Below are 252 nucleotides of genomic sequence, written 5' to 3' on the forward strand. Positions count from 1 at the left end.
TGTAGGCTTTATCTAAATTCATTTGTTCATTTGCTAGTGCTAAACTATCAGCTTCTTTTAGGAACTCATATTCCTTTTTGTACTGTGCAGGTGTAGGATATTTTATTTTCTTAATATCTAAGTCCTTGTTTTCCTCATATGCTTTAATCCTATCGGATAACATAAGATTATATATAAGTCTGCTACATCCAAAAGTTTTAGCAAAATATTCTTTTTGTTCGCTATTTGGATATAATCTATATTTATATGCTC

1 protein-coding gene is annotated in these 252 nt (G+C 29.0%); it reads right to left on the reverse strand.

The annotated features are described in order from the left end of the window. Positions 1 to 252, reverse strand: a 252-nt coding sequence (locus tag KGF48_RS20140; RefSeq protein ID WP_227868515.1) for a helix-turn-helix domain-containing protein, incomplete at both ends; no start/stop codon positions are given.

The sequence above is a fragment of the Clostridioides sp. ZZV15-6388 genome, assembly GCF_020657755.1.
GTDB lineage: Bacteria > Bacillota > Clostridia > Peptostreptococcales > Peptostreptococcaceae > Clostridioides.